The sequence below is a fragment of the Pseudomonas sp. CG7 genome, assembly GCF_023701885.1.
Classification (GTDB): domain Bacteria; phylum Pseudomonadota; class Gammaproteobacteria; order Pseudomonadales; family Pseudomonadaceae; genus Aquipseudomonas; species Aquipseudomonas zanjanensis.
The window spans coordinates 144,727-165,567 of record NZ_JABAEE010000001.1; the positions used below are offsets into that span (position 1 = coordinate 144,727).

Sequence of the window (20,841 nt, forward strand, 5' to 3'; positions counted from 1 at the left end):
AATCAGGTGAATCGACATGTCAGGCGAAAAATCGATAGCGAAACTGCTCAGCGGCATGCGCCCCTCACTCAATGAAGGCGATTACGTCTTCTGCTGCGTCGCTGACCCGGACTTGGTCAAAGGCGAAGAGGTGCTTGGCAGCTTCCGCGAAAAAGAAGGCCTGACCGTGATCATCGAACGCAGCAGAGCCTTGGCCTTGGGGCTGGACTTTGACTACGTCGCCGCCTGGATCACCTTGACCGTCCATTCGGCCCTGGATGCCGTGGGCTTGACCGCAGCCTTCGCAACGGCCTTGGGAAATGCCGGCATCAGTTGCAACGTCATCGCGGCTTACTACCACGACCATATCTTCGTGGGACGGGAAGATGCGCAAAGGGCCATTGAAGTGCTGGAAGCGCTTGCTCGGTCGGGAGGTAGCGACGATTGCCGGTAATCTCCAGAGACTGCACCTACGCCCACCCTTCAAGCCGCAACGTGGCCCGCACCAGGCGTTGTTCTTCGTTTTCGATTTCCTTGAGGTGTTCGCAGATGCTCTGGATGTGGGCGATGGCGGCCTTGCGCGCCTGCTCCGGCAGTCGACCGGTCACGGCGTTGTAGAGCCGGGCGTGTTGGCGGTCGATCTGACGCTTCTGCGGTTCACGGTGGTAGAGGTTGTTGACCGAGGCAAACACTGAAGTGAGCAACAAATCCGTCAGCGAACGCAAGGTTTGCACCAGCACCGGATTGTGTGAAGCCTCGCAGATCGCCAAGTGAAACGCATGGTCGAGCCGGGCATGGGCGCTGGCTTCCAGGGACCGGTCGTGGGCATCGAGCAAGGCCTCGTAGCTGCGGGTGATAAGGACGAAATCCGCTTCGGTCCCGCGCAACGCCGCCAGACGCGCGGACTCGCCCTCCAGCAGGCTGCGGACCTCGAACAAGTCATAAAGCGTGCGTGGCTGTGAGCTGAACAGGTGCATCAGCGGCGAGGCCAAGCCGTGCCCGGACAGGTCGGCCACGAATGAGCCCTTGCCTTGCTCGGTCTTGATGATCCCGCGCGCGCGCAGCAGCTTCAGTCCTTCGCGAAGGGCGGTGCGCGAGACGCCGAGTTTTTCCGTCAACCGCCGCTCCGAGGGCAACAGCTGCCCGGTCTTGAGCACGCCGTCGACGATCAGGCGCTCGATGCGTTCACAGACCACGTCGGCGACCTGCGGGTTACGGCTGGTTTCTGCGCTGTCCATTGAATCTCCAACTGGTATGACCAGCTCGGAACAGGCTCTACGCCCATCGAACAAAATCAATAAATCATTGTTTATTAAAGAATTTATTCGACCTACAAAAATAACCTGATGAATAAACTGGTTCGACCAGACCAACAGCCCATAGACAGTAGAACGCCCCGGGCCAATGATGCAAGTCAGCCGTATCGGAACAGACCTCAAATAAAAACAACTGAGTGTCGGCCACGAACCATGAACATTCTCTACGATGAACGTGTCGACGGCGTCCTGCCTGACGTCGACAAAAACGCGCTGCTACAGGCCCTGCAAGCCCAGCTGCCGGACCTGGAAATCCTGCATCAGCGCGAAGCACTCAAGCCGTACGAATGCGACGGGCTCTCCGCTTACCGCACCACGCCCATGCTGGTCGTGCTGCCGCGCCACGTCGACGAGGGCCAGGGCGTGCTGCGGCTCTGCCACGAGCGCAACGTGCCTATCGTCGCCCGTGGCGCGGGCACCGGTTTGTCCGGCGGTGCGCTGCCGTTGGAAAAAGGCGTGTTGCTGGTAATGGCGCGTTTCAACACCATCCTGCACATCGACCCCGCCGCCCGTACCGCGCGGGTTCAACCGGGCGTGCGTAACCTGGCGATTTCCCAGGCGGCCGCGCAGTTCGGCTTGTACTACGCGCCGGACCCCTCCTCGCAGATCGCCTGTTCCATCGGCGGCAATGTCGCGGAGAACGCCGGTGGCGTGCATTGCCTCAAGTACGGGCTGACCGTGCACAACCTGCTCAAGGTCGACATCCTCACCGTCGACGGCGAACACCTGACACTGGGCTCCCAGGCCCTCGACTCGCCCGGGTTCGATCTGCTGGCATTGTTCACCGGTTCCGAAGGCATGCTCGGGGTGATCACCGAGGTCACGGTCAAGCTGTTGCCTAAACCGCAAACGGCCAAAGTGCTGCTGGCGGCCTTTGATTCCGTTGAAAAGGCCGGTCGCGCCGTGGGTGACATCATTGCCGCCGGCATCATCCCGGGCGGCCTGGAAATGATGGACAACCTGGCCATTCGCGCCGCCGAAGATTTCATCCATGCCGGCTACCCAGTGGACGCCGAAGCCATCCTGCTGTGTGAACTCGACGGCGTGGAGGCCGACGTCCACGACGACTGCAACCGCGTGCGCCAGGTATTGGAACAGGCCGGCGCCACCGAAGTACGCCAGGCTCGCGATGAGGCCGAGCGCGTGCGTTTCTGGGCCGGACGCAAGAATGCGTTTCCGGCGGTGGGCCGCCTCTCGCCGGATTACTACTGCATGGACGGGACGATCCCGCGCCGGGAGCTGCCCGGTGTGCTGCGCGCCATTGCGGCGTTATCGACCGAGTATGGCCTGCGGGTGGCCAACGTTTTCCACGCCGGCGACGGCAACATGCATCCGCTGATCCTGTTCGATGCCAATCAACCGGGCGAGCTCGATCGCGCCGAAGCCTTGGGCGGCAAGATTCTCGAATTATGCGTGAAGGTTGGCGGCAGCATCACCGGTGAACACGGTGTCGGCCGCGAGAAAATCAACCAGATGTGCGCGCAGTTCAACAGCGATGAGCTGACCGTGTTCCATGCCGTCAAAGCCGCGTTCGATCCGAGCGGGCTGCTAAACCCCGGCAAGAACATTCCGACGCTGCATCGCTGCGCCGAGTTTGGCGCCATGCACGTTCATATGGGGCAGTTGCCCTTCCCCGACCAGGAGCGTTTCTGATGGGCAGCGCACAGGATATCGACGACAGCGCAGCGCTGCTGGAACAGGTCAACCAGGCGCTGGAGAACGCCACCCCGCTGCGTATCCAGGGCGCCAACAGCAAGGCATTTCTTGGCCGTAGCGTAACAGGTGAAATACTCGACACCCGCTCGCACCGGGGCATTGTCAGCTACGACCCGACTGAATTGGTGATCACCGCTCGCTGTGGCACGCCATTGGCAGAATTGTCCGAAGTGCTCGACGCGTCGCAGCAGATGCTGCCTTGCGAACCACCCGCCTTCGGTGAAAACGCCACCGTCGGCGGCATGATTGCCTGCGGACTCTCAGGGCCACGGCGCCCCTGGTCGGGCTCGGTGCGCGACTTCATCCTCGGCACACGGGTCATCACGGGACAAGGCAAGCACTTGCGCTTCGGCGGCGAGGTCATGAAGAACGTCGCCGGCTACGATCTGTCGCGCTTGATGGCCGGCAGCTACGGCTCGCTTGGCGTGGTGACCGAGGTGTCCCTCAAGGTCCTGCCAAAACCGCGACAGACCTTGAGCATCAGCCTGGAGACGGCCGCCGCCCGGGCCTTGTTGCGCCTGGCGGAATGGGGCCAGCAACCGCTGCCGATCAGCGCCGCGTGTCACGATGGCCAGCGCCTGCACCTCAGGCTCGAAGGCGGCGAAGGCGCGGTGACGGCGGCTCATGACCGTTTGGGCGGCGAACGGCTGGATTCTGCGTACTGGCAAGACCTCAACGAACATCGGTTGGGTTTCTTCGATGAGGACCTGCCGCTTTGGCGCCTCTCCCTGCCCCACGACACGCCTCGGCTGCCCCTGCCGGGCGTGCAATTGATCGATTGGGGCGGCGCCCAGCGTTGGCTCAAATCCGCGGCCGAAGCGACCTTCATTCGCTCGGTTGTGGAGAAAGTCGGCGGGCATGCGACCTGCTACACCCCTGGCCTGATCGACAGCCCCTTCCAACCGCTGCCCGAGGCCCTGATGCGCTATCACCGGAACTTGAAGCGACAACTCGATCCACGGGGCCTGTTCAACCCCGGGCGCCTGTACGCGGAGCTTTGAACCATGCAGACCACTTTGAGCGACGACGCCCGCCAGCTACCCCGCGCCGAAGAAGCCGAGCGCATTCTGCGCAGTTGCGTGCACTGCGGTTTCTGCAATGCCACCTGCCCGACCTATCAACTGCTGGGTGATGAGCTGGATGGCCCACGGGGCCGAATCTACCTGATCAAGCAGGTGCTGGAAGGCAACGAGGTCACGGGCAAAACCCAGCAACATCTGGATCGTTGCCTGTCCTGCCGCAATTGCGAAACCACCTGTCCTTCCGGCGTCGACTACCACAACTTGCTGGACATCGGCCGGGCGGTGGTCGATGCGGCAGTACCGCGCCCGCTCGGCCAGCGTCTGTTGCGCGAAGGGTTGCGCGGCGTGCTGCCCAATCCCGGGCTGTTCAAAGCGCTGGTGCGCAGTGGCCAGGCGTTCCGCGCGGTGCTGCCCAGCACGCTGCAAGTCAAGTTGCCGCGCAACGTGCATCCGGCGAAGCCACGACCAACCACCCGTCATGACCGGCAAGTGCTCATGCTTGAAGGCTGCGTGCAACCGAGCCTGTCGCCCAATACCAATGCGGCGGCTGCACGGGTACTGGATCGGTTGGGGATCAGCGTCACCGCGATTCCCGAGGCCGGTTGTTGCGGTGCGTTGGACTATCACCTGAACGCCCAGGCCACCGGCCTCGACCGTGCCCGCCGCAACATAGATGCCTGGTGGCCGCGCATTGAAGGCGGTGCCGAGGCCATCATGCAAACCGCCAGCGGCTGCGGTGCCTTCATCAAGGATTATGGGCATCTGCTCAGCAGCGATCCGGCGTATGCCGACAAGGCCGCAAAGGTCAGCGCCCTGGCCAAGGACCTGGTTGAGGTACTGCGCGGCGAACCGCTGGATAAGCTCGGTGTACACGGCGCCCAGCGCCTGGCCGTTCACTGCCCCTGCACATTGCAGCATGCGCAAAGACTCGGGGGCGCGGTCGAAACGATCCTGGAAAAGCTTGGGTTCAACCTGGCACCGGTGCCCGACAGCCACCTGTGCTGCGGCTCGGCGGGCACTTATTCACTGACCCAACCCGAACTGGCTCGGCAACTGCGGGACAACAAGCTCAACGCCCTGGAAAGCGGACGCCCCGACGTCATCGTCACCGCCAATATCGGCTGCCAGTCTCACCTCGACGGTGCTGGGCGAACCCCTGTCAGGCACTGGATCGAGCTGGTCGAAGCCGCGCTGCCTTGACCGAAAAAATCGGAGGGGCTTCAAATCGCCTCGGCATGCCTGGGTAATGCCATGGAAATCAGCGCAGCCAGCAATACGAAGGCGCTTGAGATCCACAAGCACGTTTCCAAACCGTACATCTGATAGACCCAGCCGGAGAGTACGGTGCCAATCAGTCGTCCCAGGGCGTTGGACATGTAGTAGAAACCCACGTCCAGCGACACGCCGTCTTCCTTGGCGTAGGACACGATCAGGTAGCTGTGCAGGGACGAATTCACCGCGAACAGCACACCAAAGACCATGAGGCCGCCGAGCAGTACCGTCTGTGGCGACCACCCGGTGTCGAGCCCAAGGGCAATCAAGGCTGGCAGGCCCGCCAGGGCAAGGGCCCACCCAAAGGCTGCACGACCATCCGGCACATGCCCGCTTTTCTTGCCGGTGATGTGGGGGGCGAAGGATTGCACGATGCCGTAGCCCATCACCCAGGCCGCCAGGAAGCCACCGACCTTCCAGAAATCCCAGCCGAATACGTGGCTCAAGTACACCGGCAAGGCCACCACGAACCAGACATCCCGGGCGCCGAACAGGAACATCCGCGCCGCCGAAAGAATGTTGATTGCCCGGCTTTTGGACAAGAGATCCCGAAACTTGGGCTTGGCTTTGGCCTTGCCCAGGTCCTTCTTCAATAACATCAAACTGCTGGCCCAGATCAGCGCCAGGACAGCCGCCATGGCCAGCAACGCACCTTTGAAACCGATCAAGGCCAGCAAGGCGCCGCCAAGAAAGAAGCCGACGCCCTTGAGGGCATTCTTCGAGCCGGTGAGGATCGCCACCCACTTGTAGAGCTTGCCTTGCTGCCCATCGGGGACCAGCAACTTGATCGAGCTTTTGGCGCTCATCTTGTTCAGGTCCTTGGCGATCCCCGACAGCGCCTGGGCCCCCATCACCCAAGGGATGGTCAGCCAGGCCAGCGGAACCGTGAGCATCAACAGCGCCGCGACCTGGAGGCCCAGCCCGATGTTCATGGTCCGGTTCAGACCCAATCGAGCGCCCAGATAACCACCCACCAGGTTGGTGATCACGCCAAAGATTTCGTAGAACAGAAACAACGCGGCGATTTGCAGCGGGCTGTAGCCCAACGCGTGAAAGTGCAGCACCACCAACATGCGCAGGGCGCCGTCGGTGAGGGTGAAGGCCCAGTAGTTACCCGTCACGAGCAGGTACTGCCGCACTTCCGGAGCAAGGGCTGACAAGGCTTTCATGACCGCTCCTTAGTTTGCCAGACCGACCAGCCTGGCCAGCTCGACGGGGCGGTTGGCATAACCCCATTCGTTGTCGTACCAGGCATAGAGTTTGACCTGGGTGCCATTGATGACCATGGTCGACAGCGCATCGATGATCGATGAGCGCGGGTCGGTGCGGTAGTCGATGGATACCAGGGGGCGCTCTTCGAAACCGAGGATATCTTTCAGTTCGTTCTCGGAAGCGTTCTTGAGGAATTGATTAACTTCTTCGACAGTGGTGGCCCGCTCGACTTCAAAAACACAGTCGGTCAGCGAAGCGTTGGCCAGCGGCACGCGCACGGCGTGACCGTTCAGGCGTCCACGCAGCTCCGGGAAGATCTCGGCGATGGCCGTGGCCGAGCCGGTGCTGGTGGGAATCAGGCTCATCCCCGAAGCACGGGCACGACGCAGATCCTTGTGCGGCTGATCGAGGATGCTCTGGGTGTTGGTCAGGTCATGGATGGTGGTAATCGAGCCGTGGCGAATGCCGAGCTTTTCATGGATGACTTTCACCACGGGCGCCAGGCAGTTGGTGGTGCACGAAGCCGCGGTGACGATGCGGTGCAACGCAGGGTCGAACAGGTGCTGGTTGACGCCCATGACCACGTTCAACGCACCGCTCTCCTTCACCGGCGCGCAGACCACTACCCGCTTGACGCCTTGATCCAGGTAGGCCTGCAACACGGCCACGGTTTTCATCTTGCCGCTGGCCTCGATCACCAGGTCGCAGCCTGACCAATCGGTGTCGGCGATCGCTTTGTTGGCCGTGACCTTGATCCTCTTATTGTCGATAACGACGCTGTCGTCTTCGGCGCTGGCTTCATTGTTCCAACGGCCATGCACCGAGTCGAAGTTGATCAGGTGCGCATGGGTCGCCGCGTCGCCCGCTGGATCGTTGATCTGCACTAATTCAAACTCTGGCCAGCTCCACGCTGCTCGCAGAGCGAGGCGACCGATTCGACCAAAACCATTGATGCCTACTTTGATAGTCATGTTGTTGTGCTCTGTCTCTGTTGTCCGCGGGGGGGGCCTGGCTCGGGTTGGCGTGGCCATTGCCACTTTCGGCCTATCGTTCGGAGGCGATACCAAGCGACCTAGTTTGCAGAGCACATGGCTGTGCGTCCACGAAATGCTTCGGGTCGGTGAACGCCTGCCCGCGCTGCACCGCCTCGAAGAGCTCGGGGTAGGCCCTGTGGCGAGGGAGCTTGCTCCCGCTGGGTTGCACTGTAGGAGCTGCCGAAGGCTGCGATCTTTTGATCTTTCGCTTGAGATTCAAATGTCTGGGGAAAGATCGCAGCCTCGCTTCGCTCGACAGCTCCTACAGTGCAGCCCAGCGACATCTACTGTCAGTACGACATTCGGCTCAAGCCGGATTGGAAACAGCCAGCTTGAGCCCAAACGCGACAAAAACACCGCCCGTGAGCCGATCAAGGGCCTTCAGGGCCGCCGGGCGTTTCAGGAAATTGCTCAGTGGCACCGTCGCCGCCACCAGAATGCCGAACCAGGCCAACGTCAACAGCACATGTAACGCCGCAAGGAAGAAGGAGTAACTGGCCACGCTCGCGCCACTCGGGACAAACTGAGGCAGGAACGTGATGTAGAAGACACCTATCTTGGGGTTCAGCAGGTTCGTCAATAAACCGCGGATAAAGGCGTCACGCGCAGACGCGGCCACGCGCTCGCTCCCCTGCCCTTGCAGCGTTGTCCTGGGCCGCAGCAGCAGTTTGGCGCCCAACCAGACGAGATAAGCTGCACCGACAATTTTCAGCGCAAGGTAAGCCCACTCCGCAGCGTGCAACAAGGCCCCGAGCCGCAGTGTCACCGCGGCGCCCCACACCAGGCAGCCGAGCACGATACCGAGGGAAGCCATCGCCGCCGAACGTCGACCGCCAGTTGCGGTAGCGCGAAGCACCATGGCGGTGTCCACGCCGGGGGTCACCGTGAGCACTGACGCAGCGGCGATGAAGGCAAGCAGCAGGGATAAGTCGCTCATCTGGATGTCCATGGCAGTTGGAAGCCGGTCCGGCTACCCACTCTAATGAGCCACTTGGAGTCTGGTCAAACGTTCCGTGTATCCATCACACCGCCGCAGCCGCACCCACCCTTGAACGCCAGGCAAAAGCCAACCCCATCAACAGCCCCAGGCCAGCCACTGCCGCTCCGGCCAGGGAAATCGCGGGATACCCCAACCCCGCGTTGATCACCGCGCCGCCCAGCGCCGCGCCAATCGCGTTGCCTAAGTTGAAGGCACCGATATTCACTGCCGAGGCCAGGTTAGGCGCGTCCTTGGCGGCTTCCATCACGCGCATTTGCAAGGGCGGCACCAGGGCAAAACTGGCGATGCCCCAGATCAAGATGGCGACCGCTGCTGGCAGCGGCCAGCGCATCAATACGGTGAAGGCCAGCAAGACAAGAATCAGCACGCTCAGCGAAACGATCAAGGTGCGGTCTATCGAGCGATCCGCGGCCTTGCCGCCCCACATATTGCCCAACGTCAGCCCTACTCCGAACAGCACCAGCATGGCGGTGATGAAAGGGGTGGATGCACGAGTCTCGCTGCTCAGGATCGGGGCGATGTAAGTGAAGACGGTGAACATCGCACCTGAGCCAACGACGGTCAGGGCCAACGCTCCCAGCACCGGACCACGGCCCAATACGCGGATCTCAGCCAGCACACCGATGTTTTTCGGCGCAGGCACATTGGGCAGGGCAAACCACAACGCGGCCATCGCCACCACACCCAGGCCGGTAATCCCCCAGAATGCGCTGCGCCCGCCGACCAGTTCGCCAACCCAGGCGGCCAGCGGCACGCCGCCGATGGTCGCGAGGGTCAGGCCCATGAACATGGCCGCGACCGCGCCGGCACGCTTGTCCGGGGCGACCACGCTGGCGGCGACGATGGAACCCACGCCAAAGAACGCACCGTGGTTCAGTGAGGTCACCACCCTGGCGACCATCAGGCTGTAGTAATCGGTCGCCAGCGCTGACATCAGGTTACCCAGGGTGAAAATCGCCATGAGCCCGATCAGTAGATAGCGCCGGGGAATTCGTCCGGTGGTCAGGGTCATCAGCGGTGCGCCGAGCAATACGCCAAGGGCGTAAGCACTGACCAACAGGCCCGCGGCGGGAATCGAAACGCCGAGATCGGCAGCGATGCCCGGCAACATGCCCATGGGGGCGAACTCGGTTACGCCGATGCCAAAGGCACCCATGGCGAGTGCGACAAGTGGTGGATTGATACGCATTGGAAGGCTCCTCATCTATGCCGCAGATGCTACGATCCAGCCTTCCCTGGCGGTAGATGGCTTTTTTGGCAATCACCTTTGCGTAAGGAGCACAAATGGACTTCAACGGTAGGTCAGGTGAAATGGCCATGTTCGTCACGGTGGCGCAGGAAGGCAGCTTGTCGGCCGCCGCACGCGCATTGGGACTGACCCCGTCGGCGGTCAGTCGCGTCATCGCCCGTACCGAACAACGCCTTGGCACCCGCCTGCTGCTGCGCACCACGCGAGCGATCACCTTCACCGCCGAGGGCGAGGCTTACCTGCGCGGCGCCCGGCGAATCCTCGCCGACATGGCCGAGGTCGAAGAAGCCGTCGCCGACCAGGGCGTGCCCAAGGGCCGTTTGCGGGTCAGCGCCGCCCTGGGTCATGGGCGGCAGACCATTGTTCCTCTGGTGGCAGCCTTCAGCGCCCGTTACCCGAATATCGTTGTCGACCTCACCCTGGGCGATGAAGTGGTCGACATTCTCGGCGGCCAGGCCGACGTGGCGGTACGCTTTGGCCATCTGCCCGACAGCCCGCTGACCGCGCGCAAGATCGGCGACACCGGTCAGGTGGTGGTGGCTTCGCCCGAATACCTTGAGCGCCATGGCACACCCCGGGAACCGGAAGACTTGCTCCGGCACAACTGCCTGCGCTTCAACTTCCGGCGTGCCGAACCCAACTGGCCGTTCACCCGCGACGGCAGAGCGTTTTCCTTGAAGGTCAGCGGCAACATCGAATGCAGCAGTGGTGAGGCACTGGCACAACTCGCACGGGTAGGTGCTGGCATCGCGCGTATCGGCGATTTCACCGTGAGCGAGGACCTGCAGCGCGGCGACCTGATACCGCTGCTGGAAGAATGGAACCCTGGAGACCGGGAGCCGATCCATGCGGTGTTCGTCGGTGGCTCGGCGATGCCGGCGCGGGTACGCGTGTTCGTGGACTTTCTGCTGGAGCATCATCGGATGTGAACAGCCGCCCCTCCTAGAACAGGTGCGAAACATCCTCCCCCGCTTCAAGCCCACGGTAATAATCAATCTTGACTTGCAATGCAGCCACGGCGTTTTGCATGGCAACCACTTCGGCTTGTACCTCCTGCAAATGGCTTTCCAGCATCTGGCGGCGTTGGGCAACGGTGGAATCCCCGGCGCTGCGCAGCTGGGCGAATATCTGCATTTTGCCGATGGTCATGTGAGTGGTGCGTAGACGCAGCAGAAAATCAAGCCACGCCATATCCGTCGGTGCATAGAGCCGTTGCCCGCCGGCCGCTCGGGCGACCGGTGCCAACAGACCGATGCGTTCGTAATAGCGCAGGGTATACGCCGTGAGGCCGGTACGCTTGGCGACCTGATTAATCGTCTGGTAGGCGTTCATAAGCACTGTCCTTGGCCATCGGTGTTGGTCATGCAGGGGGCCCGTTCACTGGGGACGCGCGGCGATCTTGATGCCTCGTTTGGCGAACACTTCCCGCGCTGCGCTAATGCCATTCAACGCGCTTGGAAAGCCAGCATATACCGCCATCTGGATGATGATTTCAACGATTTCCTCAGGTTGACAACCGACATTCAAGGCTCCCTCTATGTGCACCTTGAGTTGAGGTTGCGCGTTCCCCAACGCGGTGAGGGCCGAGATGGTTGCCAGCTCGCGTGTGCAAAGCGCGACGCCAGACCTGGAAAACACATCACCGTAGGCGAAATCGACTATCCACTCACCCAGCTCAGGCGAAATGTCACTCAGCGAGTTCACCACGGTGTTGCCGGTGGCTCCGGTGATTTTTTCCAGGGTCTCCGTGCCCTTTGCTCGTCGATTATCCGGCTCGGTTGCCGGCGCTACAGTTACGCACGCTGAAAGCACGAGCCCGGTTGCAACGCTAAGTTTTTTAAATGTCATGGCCTGTCTCCTTGTTTAAGCCGCACAACGGAACGGGCCGTTTTGGCGGTGCAACAAGGAGGCTATTGGTTAGAGCGCGCTCTAAGTCAAGCGCCTGGTGCTAGGGGACTGTTGTTAAAAAAACGCGGCGACAGTCCAGCTGCTAAGCTCAGTTTTGCTCCAGACCCTACCCACAATAATGTCTAAACGAAGGTAAGGCAGCATGACCACGGCTCAGCCCCCGGCAACTTCAAAATCCGCGAAATGGCGCTTCAAGCTAGGCATCGCCATCCTTTGTCTGATGCTCTCGCTGTGGTTGTTGGTGCCGCTGGCAGCGGCTGCGGATGTACCCCGCTCCACCATCGCGGCGATCACCGGCGCACTGTTCATCATCAACAAGGTGTTGTTGCTGCTGGTCATCGCGGTGATGGGCAAGGCGGGTTTCCAGGAGCTCAAGCAACATGTGTTCGGCTACGTGTCGGGCCTTGTGCCCAGTGCCGATCTGGAGGTCAGCGTTACCCGCCACCGTATTGGCTTGGTGATGTTCTGCTTGCCCTTGGTGTGCTCCTTTCTCGAACCCTATGTCGACGCTTTCGCACCCGGCCTGCGTCCCAATAGCTGGGCATTGCAACTGCTTGGCGCTGCACTGTTGGTGAGCAGCTTCTTCGTCCTGGGTGGCAATTTCTGGGAGAAATTGCGCGCGCTGTTTATCCGCACCGCCCGGGTCACGACCGCCGCCCCGGGCTGAACCTACGCCCGGATCGCCTCCCCCCGGCGCTCTGTCAGCTGTTCTTGAAATGCCATGACTCGCAGGTACCGACATGCCCGGAACACAGACTCCGCCCGTTTCCTTCGAGCCTGAACGCCAGACTGAACCGCCGCCTGAACAGCCTGGGCCAGCCAATCCACTGCGGCGCATTGCGCTAGGCGTTGCGATTCTGATCGCCGTGCTGTTCACCCTCTCCATCTTCATGGAGCGACGAACGCCCTCGACGTCACAAGCCGTGGTGCAAGCTTATGTGGTCGAAATGGCTGCCGAGGTGGGGGGCCGTGTGACAGAAATCGCGGTGCTCGACAATGCCCGGGTGAAGGCCGGCCAGGTGCTGTTTCGTATCGACCCGCAACCCTACAAGCTTGTCGTCAACGAGGCTGAGGCGCGACTGGAGGAAACCGGCCAAACCTTGGGTGCCAGTACTGCCTCGGTGGATGCCGCCCAGGCACAGCTGGTGTCGGCGCGGGCGCAGCGCGACAACATACGCGAGCAAGCCCGGCGGGTGAATCAATTGGTCGAGCGCGGTGTGTTCGCCCCCGCCCGCCAGGATGAATCCAAAGCCTCGCTGAGCTCCGCCGAAGCGGCCGTGAGCAAAGCCCAAGCCGACCTGGAACGGGCACGCCAGCAACTGGGGCCCAAAGGCAACGACAACCCGCAATTCAAGCAAGCCCTGGCCGCGCTGGAAAAAGCCCGGCTGGATCTGGTGCGTACCGAAGTCATTGCACCCGCCGATGGCGTGATCACCAACCTGCAGCTCGCCATTGGCCAGGTCATCAGCGCTGGCCAACCGGCACTGACCTTCATCGACAGGGGCACGGTATGGGTGTCTGCGGCCTTCAAGGAAAACAGCCTGGAGCATGTGCAGGCTGACGACCCGGCGGAACTGGTGTTCGATGTCTTGCCGGGCCGGGTATTCAAGGGACACGTCGAAAGCGTTGGCTGGGGTGTCGCACAACAAGATAGCAGCAACGCCGCACTGCCCTCCGTGCGCAACCAGAGTGGTTGGGTGCGCGACCCGCAACGCTTTCCCGTACGCCTGATCGTGGAGGAACCGCACCCGATCGGCCCACGTTACGGCTCGCAGGTAAGCGTGGTGATCTATACCGATGACAACCCCATGACGAACGCGCTGGGGGCATTGATGACACGCCTGGGCGCCTGGCTGAACTATGTCAATTGACGGGTCAATTGATGGGCAAGCTGCGCTGGAACTGCTGAGGATCAAACGCCAGGGATTGCGCGTCGCCCTGGCCGTGACCGTGGGCTTGTGCACGGGTCTGGTCCTGGGTGACATCCTGCCCTTTCTCGCGCCCTTGTTTGCCACCCAGTTCCTCTTGGCCAGCCGCCGCGCGCCCGCATTATCCCAGGGGTTGATCACGCTGCTGGTGAGTCTGCTGACCGGCGCGCTGCTGGTGGGTATGACCGGCATGTTCGGGGAGCGGCCTTGGGTGCTCCTGCCGTCGCTGTGGCTGGTTTATTTCGCCTGCTTTACCGCCCAAGGCCGACAACTGGGCGGCGCGGGACCGGCGCTGATGCTGGTGATTGCCATTGTGGTGCCGATGCTCGATACCGTGCAGCGCGATCTGGGCGAGTCCATCGTGCTCGTTCTGGTCAAGGCGGTCAGCCTGGGTTTGCTACTGACCTGGGGCGCCCATGCGCTGCTGCCCGACCCTGCGGGTGAACAGGCCGACCCGCAACGCGCTCAGCCGCGCGAGCTGACGCTGGTGATTCGCCAGGCCATGGCCAGCGCGGCGATTTTGCTGGCCATGATTGCGCTGTGCCTGAGCGATCCACGATTGGCCACAGCGATGGTCGTGCCCATCACGGTGGCCTCGTTGCTCAGCCAGCTCTCTCTGGACATGAGCAGCCGCAGCGCCCTCGGGCTGGTGATGGTCAATCTGCTGGGTGGGGTCGTGGCTTCCTTGGCCTTTACGCTGTTCGAACTGCGGCCGACCTTGTGGCTGGTGGCGCTGATCCTGCTGCTGGTCAGCCTGCTGTTTGCCGGCAAAGCCGCCGTGGGTAACACCGCTGGCAAGGTATTCGGCGCAGGGCTCATGACGTTCCTCATCCTGTTCGGGCTCGGTGTATCACCGTTGCCGACAGAAACGCCCCAGCTGTTTTCCACCCGTATCGCCTACGTGCTGTTTGCGGTTATCTATGCCATTGGCCTGGCCGCGCTGCTGTGGCCCAGCGCGCGCGTGCAGCGGCCCATCGCAGCCACCAGGTCCGGCGGGTAAAACCTTCACTCATGGGTCGCGGACATATCGTCGACCGGCTGGACGTGCCGGTTCGGTGTGCTTCGCTGACTCAGCGAAGCATCAAGAGGAATATCGAGGGTAAAGGTTGCGCCCTGTCCGGCCCCGTCGCTGTGCACGGTCAAGCTGCCACCCATTTCCTGCGCGGCCAGCGCGCAGCTGTGCAGGCCGAAACCGTGACCGTCTTTGCGAGTCGTGAAGCCATGGGAAAAAATACGCTTGAGGTGCTCAGGCTCAATCCCACTGCCGTTGTCGGCCACCGTGATGCGCAATGCTCCGTCAGCGAGGAACGCGCTGAACGTGACGCATGGGCTGCGATCGACCACGCTGTCCAACGCCTGCTTGGCATTGTTGATCAGGTTCACCAGAATCAGCAGCACCCGATGCCGGTCCAACGGCAGCAGGGGCAAGTCGGCAAGGTCCTTGACCACCGTCACCTCCCGGCGCGCCAGTAGTCCCGCACTCATGCGCAAGGCATCGTCGATCAGCGCTGCGACTGGCACTGTCTCGACAATACTGACGGCGACGGCATAGGACTGCTGGGCCGCGACAATGGTTTTGATGTGGTCAATGCCCTTGGTGAGTTGCCCGAGCTCTTCGATGATGCCCTCTTGCTCTTCCGTCACCACCTTTGCCAGCTTGAGCAGGTAATCGGGCAGCATCTTTCCCTTGTGGTCGTTGGTGAGAAAATCGCTCAGGTCATGGACGTGTTCGCTCATCAATTGAGCCACCTTGCCCAGCCCCTGGGCCTTGGAGGAGCGCATCTGACTGCTGACCAGTTCTGCCGATACGTTCACGCTGTTGAGGACATTGCCGACGTTGTGCAGCACAGTCGTGGCGATTTCAGCCATGCCCGCCTGGCGGGATTTTGCATGCAGTTCGGTTTGCACCTGGCTCATGCGTAGCGCCGCGCGCACACGGGCCTTGAGCTCCAGCGGCGAAAAGGGTTTGGCGATGTAGTCATCGGCGCCACTCTCCAGCCCGGAGACGCACGCCTCGCTACCACCGCGGGCGGTCACCAGGATCACGGGTAAATGGGCAAAACCGGCGCTGGCCTTGATCCGTGCTGTCAGGCCAAAGCCGTCAAGCTTCGGCATCATCACGTCCGAAACCACGACATCGATGGCTCGAAGCTGCAGCAGTGCCCAGGCCTGCTCTCCATCCGTTGCGGTGGCGACCGTATAGTCGTCGTGCAACAGTTCGCTGAGATAGCTGAGCATTTCCGGGCTGTCGTCGACCACCAGTACTTTGGATCGCAAGGCATGTTCCGGATGCTGCTCGTCGTCTGTGCCTGGCGTCGATGCGCGGTCGTTGCGACTGCCCTGGCGGCCGTCGTCAAAACGCAGGTGGCGCTGCTCTACTGTGCTGGTTGTGCTTGGCGACGATCGCTCGTGCATATGGCTGGCTTCGGTCGGCACAGTGTGTTGCTCAGCCCCCAGCGGCAGCCGGACAAAGAAACGCGAACCTCGTCCGGGCTCGCTGTTGACGCCGACTTCGCCCCCCATCAGTTCGGCCAGGTCCTTGACCAGGGCCAGGCCAATGCCTGTGCCGCTGTAATGGCGCGTGGCGGAATTGTCGATCTGGGAAAACCGCTGGAACAGCAGCGGCAGTTTGTCGGGCGCAATGCCAATCCCCGAGTCTTGCACCGCGAGTTCGAATCGCTCGCCATCCATTGGCGTCACGGCCAGGTGCACGGTGCCGCCGGCGGGCGTGAACTTGATGGCATTGCTGACCAGGTTGAGCAGAATCTTCTCGAAGTGTCGGGGATCCAGGAACACCGTGCCGAGCGCGGGATCGATGCTGGCGGTCAACGTGCAGCCCTTGCCCTCGGCCACCATGGCGGCATCCTCGGCCAGCACACCCACCACCGTGTTCAAGTCAATGGGCGTTGGACACAGTTCAAACTTGCCCGCTTCGGCCTTGGAGAAATCGAGGATGTCATTCACCCGGTTCATCAAGCGCAGCGCATTGCGTTGGGCGCGTTCGATTTGCACCCGCCAGTCCACTGGCGGGGTGGTCGCTGCCGAAAGCTGCTCCAGCGGGGCGAGAATGCGGGTCAGCGGAGTGCGCAGTTCGTGGCTGACCGTGGCGACGAAATCGCTCTTTGCCTGGTTAGCGGTCTCGGCGTGGTTGCGCGCCTGAATGAGTTCGACGGCTTGCGCCTCCAGCACTTCGGTTTGTTGGTGCAGCGTGTCGGTCCGTTCGGCGACCATTCTTTCCAAAGAGGCCTGGACTTGCTGTCGTTCGGCCTCGGCCTCGGCCTCCAGCACGCGAATGCGCAGGGCATTCTCCTGGAACACCCGTACGGCGCGGGTCATGATGCCGATCTCGTCGCCGCGTCCGGCGCTGGCGATCTCGGCGTTCAGGTCACCGGCGGCAAGCCGGCGCATGACCGAGGCCAGGGCCACGATGGGCTGCGCGACAAATCGCGACGTGCTCCAGGCGATGGCGCCGGCCAGCAGAATGGCGACGGTGCCCGCAAGTATCGTCGCAAGCATGCTGCGATCATTGTGGATCACGGCGTCGGAGCGCGCTTGGCCTGCGAAGCGCGCCACCAACAGGCCGGCGCTCCGTGCCTCGTTGCGAACCTGATCGCGCGCGCCGCCCAGGGCATTGCTCGCCTGATGGAACCTGGCGAATGCCGCCCGGTAACCGGCAATCTGATCGCTGACCGTCAGGGGCGTAGCCTTGGCCTGCAGCCCCACGGACGAAGGGAGAACCCGAGAGAGGCGGGAAAGCTCGTCCAGAATGGCGCCGACCGAACTAGCGATCTCGGCCGACGGTGACAGGCGGAACGACAAGGTCTGCGCCTCCAGGGTGGCGCCCCGCTCGGCGAAACGCTTGGACAACGCGGCGGCATTGTGCAGCAAACCGGTGGCTGCCTGAATGTCGCTTGCGTCATGGGCGACCTGCCCCTCCACGTCAGCCAGCATTGTCTCGAGGCGCTCAACCACATCCCCGACGACAGCGAGATGCCGCAAAGCCTCGTCCCCCTGGAGCTTGGGCGCTTCGCCAAGATGCTCGACCGCCCGGCTGGCAGCAGCGAGCGCCGTCGCCAACTGCTCCAGGGTCTCTCGCTCCTGTGGCGCCCCCATCAGTTCGCGCAGTTGTTCGACCACGGGCTGGAGTGCCGCGCCGGCACTGCGCGCCGCAGTGGCGGCCGCCCCGTCACCGGTCACCAGCACCCTGGCCACATTGGCGGTGATGATCCGTTCGCCGTTGCGCAGGGTGTCCAGGATGCGATGGGCACTTTCAATATTGCCCGCCTGCGCCGCGTGCTCAACGGCGCGGGACTCGACTCCCTTCAACCCATCGGCGATGCCCTGTTCGACCAAGAGTGTCGCCTCTCGCATCCGGCCGTAGTGGGCTGTCATGTTTTCCGTCTCACCCTCCATGGCCAGGCTCGCCGCCCGCAAGGTGGCGATCGCCGCGGCGAGCCGTTCCAGACTGCCCTTGAGCGATTGCGCCTCGGCCACCGGAATGGCGGAAAGACCGGCGATAGCCGCCGCCACCATGCCTTCGGCCTGGGACAGGCTTTCCTGGTCGCGGGTGGCAATGAAGTTTTCCACCCGTCCGGTGGCCCCGTTGACCGAGGCCAGGATTTCCGCGGAATGGCTGGCGGAATCCACCGCACGTACCATGCCGCGCAGGCCGTAGAGGTTCACCAGCGACACCGCCAGCATCAGGAACACCAGCGCGGCGACCGCCAGGCCAATCCTGACGGCAATGGGCCTGTCTGTGGCGAGTTGGAATGTCACCATGGCCCCTCCCCGCTTCCCGCGCGCCACTACTGTTTGGTAACTTCCGGCAAAGGCGTGGGCGACGCCTTATTGTTGATGGCCGCGTCGATCATTGCCGCGACGGAAGCCTGGCTGTAGAAAGGATTGGCGGCGCCGCCCACCGGCATCGTGGCGAGCCAGCCGTCCAGGGCTTTCCCATCGATACGCACCAACGGCACCTCGACGAACTTAGGCACCTGCTTGCCCGCCAGGATCTGCTGGGCCCCCCAGAAACCCACCTGGGAAACGCTCGGAGAAGCGGAGACAGAGACGGTCTCGTAACCAGTGGCATCGCGTTCCTGTATCCACAGGGCGAGTTCATCCTGGCGGTTCCCCATCACGATGATCGGCAATGGACGCCCCGCCGCCTTGAACGCCATGGCCGCGCCATAACCGTCGCCCCCTTGAGTCGCGACGGCATCAATGCCGGGCAGCGACGGCAGCGCCAGCGCCACCTCCTTGCGTGCCACGGAAGCCGTCCAGTTCCCGTACACCGTCTTGGCGAATTTCAGGCCTGGGTAGTCGCCAGCGGCCTTGCGAATGCCGTCGCTGATATTCTTATCGGTGGCATCGCCGGCAATGCCGCGAATCTCCAACAGCGTTCCGTTCCCCTTGAGGCGCTCGGCGATGTAATCGATTTCCACGCGGCCCATGGCAGACCAGTTGTAGTCCACGGTATAGACACAGCTTTCGGTGACCAGGCTGGCCATCACGACCACTACGATGCCGGCGTTGCACGCGTCGCGGATCACCCCATTGAGGGCCGTGTCGGACGCGGCCAGGATAACGATGGCGTTGGTGCCCTTGACGATCAAGTCCTGGATATGGGCCGCTTGTTCCGATGCGGAGTTATTGGCGCTGACCACCGGAGCCTCCCGGATCAAGCCATCCTTCTGCGCCTGGGCCGCGATCTCCTGCCAGTTGCGCACCATGACTTTGCGGAAATCGCTTCCCGCGTAGGAGTTGCTGAAGGCAATGCTATAGCTTGCGGTCGGGCCGCCGGCGATACCGCCCTCGGCCGCTTGGGCTGGAGGGGTGGCAACCATCGCCAGCCCGGCCACGCAGCCGGCGAGGCGCCACACGATTTGGGATACCAAGCCGCTCATTCGGCCACTCCCGAAGAGAACCGAGCAGGAAAAAACAGGCACATACAGACTCCTTTCTTGGGCGGCCGATAATTGAAACCAGTACATTGCTGCAGTGGCAATGAGCATAGTCTCAACATGCCCGCTCCGCGCGGCCATGGAGAATTTCAGCCAACTGAGCGATCCATAAGAGCTCACAGTGGCTGCTGCACCGGCGGGTCTCCATCTCAACAGCTCCACGCGGAGCAATTGCTTTACCACCATCCCGCCACCCAATGGCGAAGAATATGTCGCAACCCTTGTTACTCAGGACGTCGAGCAGCGTCGACATTGCGTCGATTGAAGGCGCCGATCATCGGCGTACCGTGAGCACGCATGATCGGCTCGATACGGCGATGCAATGCGTGGTAGCGATAGAACGGCACCCGTGGGAACAGGTGGTGCACGGAGTGCAGGTTCTGGCCGAGCCAGAACCACTCCAACGGTTTGATCCATCCGGGCATGATCAGGCTGTTGGTGTTCCGGTAACGCGTGGACTCCTGGTAGGGCACGTGGGGGCGATAGGCGAACCAGTACGCGACGAAGTACCCACCGGCCAAGTAGCCGAACACCAGTAGCACCCAGGTATGTTCTCGCTCAATGAGCGCAATGAGCGCGGCACGCCAGCCGATCGCGAACAGCACCTCTGCAATGTAGGTTGCCTTCACCCGCCGTGGAGCGGTCGGCCAATAGTCGCGGAACAAGAAGGTGTTCTGGACCCACAGGAAACGAAATCCGCACGCCAGGAACGCGAGAAATCCACCGCTCATGCCATTAACGACGTAGTCCGGATCCTTGTCCGGCTGGTTGGTGAAACGATGGTGGGTGAAATGCTCGACCTTGTGAGTAGAGAACGGCACTATCATCAAAGGCGCGACCAGGTACCCACAAAGATCATTGAGCCACTGCAGTCGATGATGAGCACCATGAATATTGCCGTGCACGGCCTCATGCAGGGGTGTATAGGACATGTAGGTGACAACGGCATAGATCAGTGTCGCCGTTGGCAGGGATAACTGGCCTGTCGCGAACAGATAAAAATCGCCGATAAGCGATGTCCACACCAGTAGCATCAGTGCCATCGTCGGCCAGGCCAGTTCAGTGGTGTATTCGCGTGCCGTGGCAACGGCTTTTTTATTCAGCGCGTCGAGATCCTGATCCATGGTCGCCCTCCCGGGACGTTCTTATTGTTGGTGGGTTGCGCAACCTTAGTCGGTAGTCATGTACCCTTAGTAGGACCTGGGACGCCTATTGCCATGCATTTCTGGCCAGGCGGTATCACAC

Annotated in this window: 18 protein-coding genes and 2 pseudogenes; 8 read left to right on the top strand and 12 right to left on the bottom strand. The window is 62.1% G+C overall.

Going from position 1 to position 20,841, the window contains the following annotated elements; genetic code table 11:
* Positions 1-16: 16 nt before the first annotated feature.
* On the top strand, positions 17-433 hold the full coding sequence (locus tag HGO40_RS00655; RefSeq protein ID WP_250961458.1) for an ACT domain-containing protein: 417 nt from the start codon (positions 17-19) through the stop codon (positions 431-433).
* A 16-nt stretch (positions 434-449) separates the two neighbouring features.
* Here the strand turns inward: HGO40_RS00655 and glcC are convergent, their stop codons facing one another.
* Positions 450-1,217 carry a transcriptional regulator GlcC gene (glcC, locus tag HGO40_RS00660; RefSeq protein WP_250961459.1) on the bottom strand — a complete coding sequence of 256 codons (768 nt, stop codon included), beginning with the start codon at positions 1,215-1,217 and terminating at the stop codon, positions 450-452.
* A gap of 231 nt (positions 1,218-1,448) precedes the next feature.
* Here glcC and glcD point away from each other — a divergent pair, with 231 nt between their 5' ends.
* From glcD to glcF, 3 genes are read left to right on the top strand one after another with little or no spacing between them, the layout of a single operon-like run.
* Positions 1,449-2,948, top strand: coding sequence for a glycolate oxidase subunit GlcD (glcD, locus tag HGO40_RS00665; RefSeq protein WP_250961460.1), 1,500 nt, complete (start codon positions 1,449-1,451; stop codon positions 2,946-2,948).
* Positions 2,948-4,012 (top strand): glycolate oxidase subunit GlcE, encoded by a 1,065-nt coding sequence (gene glcE / locus HGO40_RS00670; protein WP_250961461.1) that lies wholly within the window; start codon positions 2,948-2,950, stop codon positions 4,010-4,012. The genes glcD and glcE overlap by 1 nt, the downstream gene beginning before the upstream one ends.
* A 3-nt stretch (positions 4,013-4,015) precedes the next feature.
* Positions 4,016-5,233 (top strand): glycolate oxidase subunit GlcF, encoded by a 1,218-nt coding sequence (gene glcF, locus HGO40_RS00675; RefSeq protein WP_250961462.1) that lies wholly within the window; start codon positions 4,016-4,018, stop codon positions 5,231-5,233.
* Between the two features lie 20 nt (positions 5,234-5,253).
* On the opposite strand, the gene arsJ is transcribed toward glcF, so the two are convergent.
* From arsJ to HGO40_RS00695, 4 genes are all read right to left on the bottom strand, one after another.
* Positions 5,254-6,474, bottom strand: coding sequence for an organoarsenical effux MFS transporter ArsJ (arsJ, locus tag HGO40_RS00680; protein ID WP_250961463.1), 1,221 nt, complete (start codon positions 6,472-6,474; stop codon positions 5,254-5,256).
* Positions 6,475-6,483: 9 nt separating this feature from the next.
* Positions 6,484-7,488: an ArsJ-associated glyceraldehyde-3-phosphate dehydrogenase gene (locus HGO40_RS00685; RefSeq protein WP_250961464.1), complete on the bottom strand. Its 1,005-nt coding sequence runs from the start codon at positions 7,486-7,488 to the stop codon at positions 6,484-6,486.
* A 370-nt stretch (positions 7,489-7,858) separates the two neighbouring features.
* Positions 7,859-8,488 (bottom strand): LysE family translocator, encoded by a 630-nt coding sequence (locus tag HGO40_RS00690; protein WP_250961465.1) that lies wholly within the window; start codon positions 8,486-8,488, stop codon positions 7,859-7,861.
* An 85-nt stretch (positions 8,489-8,573) separates the two neighbouring features.
* Positions 8,574-9,740 (bottom strand): MFS transporter, encoded by a 1,167-nt coding sequence (locus HGO40_RS00695; protein ID WP_250961466.1) that lies wholly within the window; start codon positions 9,738-9,740, stop codon positions 8,574-8,576.
* A 95-nt stretch (positions 9,741-9,835) separates the two neighbouring features.
* Between HGO40_RS00695 and HGO40_RS00700 the strand changes: the two genes are divergently transcribed.
* Positions 9,836-10,729 carry a LysR family transcriptional regulator gene (locus HGO40_RS00700; protein WP_186706239.1) on the top strand — a complete coding sequence of 298 codons (894 nt, stop codon included), beginning with the start codon at positions 9,836-9,838 and terminating at the stop codon, positions 10,727-10,729.
* Between the two features lie 13 nt (positions 10,730-10,742).
* Here the strand turns inward: HGO40_RS00700 and HGO40_RS00705 are convergent, their stop codons facing one another.
* Positions 10,743-11,132 (bottom strand): MerR family transcriptional regulator, encoded by a 390-nt coding sequence (locus HGO40_RS00705; RefSeq protein ID WP_250961467.1) that lies wholly within the window; start codon positions 11,130-11,132, stop codon positions 10,743-10,745.
* 45 nt (positions 11,133-11,177) lie between these two features.
* Positions 11,178-11,648: a carboxymuconolactone decarboxylase family protein gene (locus HGO40_RS00710; RefSeq protein WP_250961468.1), complete on the bottom strand. Its 471-nt coding sequence runs from the start codon at positions 11,646-11,648 to the stop codon at positions 11,178-11,180.
* Between the two features lie 202 nt (positions 11,649-11,850).
* On the opposite strand from HGO40_RS00710, the gene HGO40_RS00715 reads away from it, so the two are divergent.
* From HGO40_RS00715 to HGO40_RS00725, 3 genes are all read left to right on the top strand, one after another.
* Complete coding sequence (locus tag HGO40_RS00715; protein ID WP_284738960.1) at positions 11,851-12,375, top strand: transporter suffix domain-containing protein; 525 nt, start codon at positions 11,851-11,853, stop codon at positions 12,373-12,375.
* Positions 12,376-12,448: 73 nt separating this feature from the next.
* Positions 12,449-13,579, top strand: a complete 1,131-nt coding sequence (locus HGO40_RS00720) for an HlyD family secretion protein (protein ID WP_250961469.1) — start codon at positions 12,449-12,451, stop codon at positions 13,577-13,579.
* A complete protein-coding gene (locus tag HGO40_RS00725) occupies positions 13,569-14,636 on the top strand; it encodes a hypothetical protein (protein ID WP_250961470.1) in 1,068 nt (355 codons plus the stop codon). Before HGO40_RS00720 ends, HGO40_RS00725 begins: the two co-directional genes overlap by 11 nt.
* Before the next feature lie 5 nt (positions 14,637-14,641).
* Here HGO40_RS00725 and HGO40_RS30695 read toward each other — a convergent pair whose 3' ends face one another.
* The 5 genes and pseudogenes from HGO40_RS30695 to HGO40_RS00740 all read right to left on the bottom strand — a co-directional run bounded on the left by HGO40_RS30695 (position 14,642) and on the right by HGO40_RS00740 (position 20,720).
* On the bottom strand, positions 14,642-15,553 hold the full coding sequence (locus tag HGO40_RS30695) for a sensor histidine kinase (RefSeq protein WP_502943176.1): 912 nt from the start codon (positions 15,551-15,553) through the stop codon (positions 14,642-14,644).
* Positions 15,554-16,051 (bottom strand): annotated as a pseudogene (locus HGO40_RS30700) (response regulator transcription factor); the annotation flags it as partial.
* Positions 16,052-16,102: 51 nt separating this feature from the next.
* A pseudogene (locus HGO40_RS30705) lies at positions 16,103-18,415 on the bottom strand (sensor histidine kinase); the annotation flags it as partial.
* A 26-nt stretch (positions 18,416-18,441) separates the two neighbouring features.
* Entirely contained in the window at positions 18,442-19,539 is a 1,098-nt protein-coding gene (locus tag HGO40_RS00735; RefSeq protein WP_250961472.1) for a substrate-binding domain-containing protein, read from the bottom strand.
* Between the two features lie 281 nt (positions 19,540-19,820).
* Complete coding sequence (locus HGO40_RS00740; RefSeq protein WP_250961473.1) at positions 19,821-20,720, bottom strand: fatty acid desaturase family protein; 900 nt, start codon at positions 20,718-20,720, stop codon at positions 19,821-19,823.
* Positions 20,721-20,841: the final 121 nt, after the last annotated feature.